4 protein-coding genes are annotated in these 3,364 nt (G+C 59.5%); all 4 read right to left on the reverse strand.

The window, feature by feature from the left end; all coding sequences use genetic code 11:
- Positions 1-246 precede the first annotated feature (246 nt).
- Entirely contained in the window at positions 247-531 is a 285-nt protein-coding gene (locus DC432_RS15915; protein WP_116536896.1) for a Dabb family protein, read from the reverse strand.
- On the reverse strand, positions 532-666 hold the full coding sequence (locus tag DC432_RS16880) for a hypothetical protein (RefSeq protein WP_279304095.1): 135 nt from the start codon (positions 664-666) through the stop codon (positions 532-534).
- A gap of 78 nt (positions 667-744) precedes the next feature.
- Entirely contained in the window at positions 745-1,416 is a 672-nt protein-coding gene (locus DC432_RS16265) for an O-antigen ligase family protein (protein ID WP_133177979.1), read from the reverse strand.
- Between the two features lie 673 nt (positions 1,417-2,089).
- Entirely contained in the window at positions 2,090-3,046 is a 957-nt protein-coding gene (locus tag DC432_RS15920; protein WP_116538665.1) for a nitroreductase family protein, read from the reverse strand.
- Positions 3,047-3,364: the final 318 nt, after the last annotated feature.

The raw sequence follows: 3,364 nt of genomic DNA on the forward strand, positions 1-3,364 counted from the left end.
GCCTCGAGCGGTTCGAGGSCGGTCAGGTCGAGGTCGTACTGCTCGCGAAGCAGACGGGCGACGCCCGCGGGGGTGGACACGTCGGCAGGCGCGCCGCTGAGGGCGTCGCGAGGTGCCCCTGCCCCCGAACGCCGTCCTCCGTTGGTGCCGGCCCCCATGGCCGTTGAACGTTCCACTGTGGGGTCAGCCTGGACCACCGGCGCTCAGACGGATGGCTCTTGACAGCGGCGGTCGTCTCTGAGCGGGCTATGAGCGTTCCCAGTCCCCCACGATCCAGTCGGCGAGGGATGCCACGTGCTCCGCGACGCGCACGTGGTCTGCGCTTACGCGCCAGGCGGCGAAGGCCGCGGCGTCGGCGAACGTCCCGTCCTCGACGATGACGCGTCCTTTTCGCGTGTCGAGCGACAGGGCGATGTCCCACGCGGTCACTCCCGGCTGGTCGCCGAGCCCGCGCAGCAGGTCGATCGCTCGAGACACGTTCGGGTCCGTGACGTCGTCACGGACCCGGAACAGCACAACGTGTCGGTACATCTACTCGCGGATGGTGTCGACGTGGTCGCGATACCAGGCGACCGTGCGCTCCATGCCCTCTTCGAGCGAGATGGAGGCCGTCCACCCCAATGCTCGCTCCCGGTCAACGACGCCCCAGGCGGCGACGGGTGCCACGTGGTCCGGTACCCGCCTACACCTGCAACAGCATAAAGCCGCAGATCAAGTCGTGCGTGCGCACCTAGGGCCCGCGCACTACTCCACGGGTTGATGTAGTCGTTTGCTGGCGCCCAGCGATAAACCACCTTGATCCTTCGGCAAGGCGGCGACGGGCGCACCCCAAAGATAACCGGCTGCGAAGTACCACAACGGCAAAGTGTCGCTCATCATTCCCCACCCGGTCAACGCTATAGGCAGAATTGCGATTGTCATCACAATCGCAGCTTTATCACTTGGCGAAGGCCGGAGCGCTAGAACTCGGATTGCCGATCTGAGTGCAAGCGCAATCATCGGGAGAAAGAGAGCCACAGCCCCCGCAATACCCAACTCAGCTGCGGCAAGCAAAAATGAATTGTGCACAGGCCAGCCACTGGCTGTCAAAGCGTCGAGTCTACCCGCAACCTCTACGTAGCTGTTCGGCCCCGTTCCCGACCAAGGCATAAGAGATATGCTCGCAAGAGCGACCTCGGTAAAATGAGCGCGGAATGTACCGTCCTCACCCGTCGCGATTCGCTCCGCCCAGATTCCGGCCGACAGGAACACAACGAGGCCGAGTCCGGCAACAATAGTGATCTTCTTTCCCAAATTCTGAGAAGTGGGAAGCAGGACCACCCATCCCACGAGCAATATGCCCAGCGACAACGCGTTCGCGCGACTCTCAGTTAGGACAGTAGCGGGCACAGCGAGGCCCAGGATCCACCAGGACATATTCCTAATACTGCGCTGCTTTGAAACGGTCGAGGGCAGTACAACCGCACTCGTCAGTAGCAATATCTTACCAAGAGTGGATGGGTGCCCAAAGGTTCCGTTCGCCCTGCCACCCTCGTAAATGGCTGAGCCCGCCGACTGCGGAAATATAGGAACCCCCGCAGTTTGCACGATTACAACAAGCAGCTGAAATGCTGTTGCGAGAAGTATCAGAACGAGAAGGGCCCGCAGCTCACGTCGATGCGACGTGAGGCGGGATAAATAGATTCCAGCGACCCAGCCGAGCAACGCGACAAACAGGTGTAACGAGCCAGCTAACTCCTGGGTTGTCCCCCTCCAAATAAACTGCGACCACAATGTCAGAAAAATGCATGCTGGCGCAATAAGTAGAGCCGACGTGCGAATAGAACGCGAGACAACCGCCACCAAGACGACCAAGATAATAGCGACCGTATACGTCATCAGTCGAGGTTCGTAGCCTGATATACCTGACCTGCCCGTGTCGAACGGACTAGACCCCAGGATCGTCCGCGGAAAAAGAACAAGCGACAAGATGATGCCGCCCATCAAGATCCACGTTGCTCCGAATCTACGGCCTAGCCCGTACGAAATGAGTGCTACAAAAAATGCTAGCACCAGACCCAATATTGCTACGGGAAGTTGAGCTGCCACTCTAGTGACGGAATTCCACTATTTGCTCGACTGGCCTTCGAGGAGACCGAGCAACCCTATGACCCTCTGCCCCGTATCCAATCGCCACCATCGCAATGGGTAGGTCGTACTCGCCTAGCTCCGCGTGACTGCGCAGCTGATCTGCTTGCTCATTCGTCAATGACAGATTGAGCATGCAGGAGTCCAAACCGAGACCGTGGAGCGCCCAAACTAGGGTCATAGCGAACAAACCACCATCAATCCAAGCTTGATTACGCTCCTCGGACCCCGCGAAAAGTCGCGTATCCATTGAGATCAGCGCCACAACGGGGACTGTTTCACCGAAGCCTCGGTTCCCGTTCTGGTGACCGAGCATTCGTCTCGTGGCTTCCCCGGTCGCGAAAATCAAGCTCCATCCCTGGCGGTTACAGACCGAAGGTGAGTGCCCGGCCAACTCCGCAGCTTTCAGCAGAATGTCTTCAGGCACATCGCGAGCTCCGTCGAAGTCACGGACGCTCCGACGAGATTCGAAAAATTCCTGCAGGACATCGGCGCCGAGCGCAGCCGATTCTCTACGCAGCGGCGCTATGTCCTCAGCTACTTCGCCACCCGCATTCCACTGGGACAGCGCTGCCACGGCGGTACTTACGTGGCTTGACACCAAAGGCTGAGAGGCTAGGGCCGGCAAAACTTGATTCAACCGCGAATGCACCGCGCGCCCAAACGGGCGAGCGGGGTTGGGCAGGGTGAGTCCCTTTTCAACGCGATGGTAATCTTTTGTTGCCTGTCCTTCAATTTGACGCGGGTCCATAGCTGACAGAACGACCCAGTCGTTGGGCGCGGCGTATCGTGCGTAGCGCCGACGGTCGGCAGCAAACTCCGACCGAATTCTCATTCGCATGCGCGCCACATACATCGCGTCCTGCAGCCGCTGCGGGAGCAAGCTCGCAATGCGTCCGACGATGGTCGTCTCGCTCATATCAATCCCGTCCGTCGCGTGCCGCGCTCTCGAGCCAGCCGCGACCCCCCTATGCCAACCTACTAAATATAGCTCATGGACGTTTCCGCGACGTAACGGCGTCGCGCAACAGCGCGAACCAGGAGCGACAGTCACGCACGACTGCGATTGACACTCAAGACGGCGCGCGAACAGGTGTGAACTCAAAAGTTCCGCATCGCCGCTGCGCGCAATAATGGAAGCGCATTCACGAGCGCCGCAGTGTATTGCCCTGAAAAGATATCCTGCAGTTGAGCTTTGATTTGTTCGACCGAGGCATGCCGTGGATCGATGAATAGT

Origin of the sequence: Microbacterium testaceum (assembly GCF_003075375.1) — a bacterium.
Lineage (GTDB): Bacteria > Actinomycetota > Actinomycetes > Actinomycetales > Microbacteriaceae > Microbacterium > Microbacterium testaceum_E.

Bases quoted from the DNA above. Each gene is read 5' to 3' on its own strand.
- DC432_RS16265 (WP_133177979.1), bottom strand. From the start codon at position 1,416: ATGTCCTGGTGGATCCTGGGCCTCGCTGTGCCCGCTACTGTCCTAACT.
- DC432_RS15915 (WP_116536896.1), bottom strand. From the start codon at position 531: ATGTACCGACACGTTGTGCTGTTCCGGGTCCGTGACGACGTCACGGAC.
- DC432_RS15920 (WP_116538665.1), bottom strand. From the start codon at position 3,046: ATGAGCGAGACGACCATCGTCGGACGCATTGCGAGCTTGCTCCCGCAG.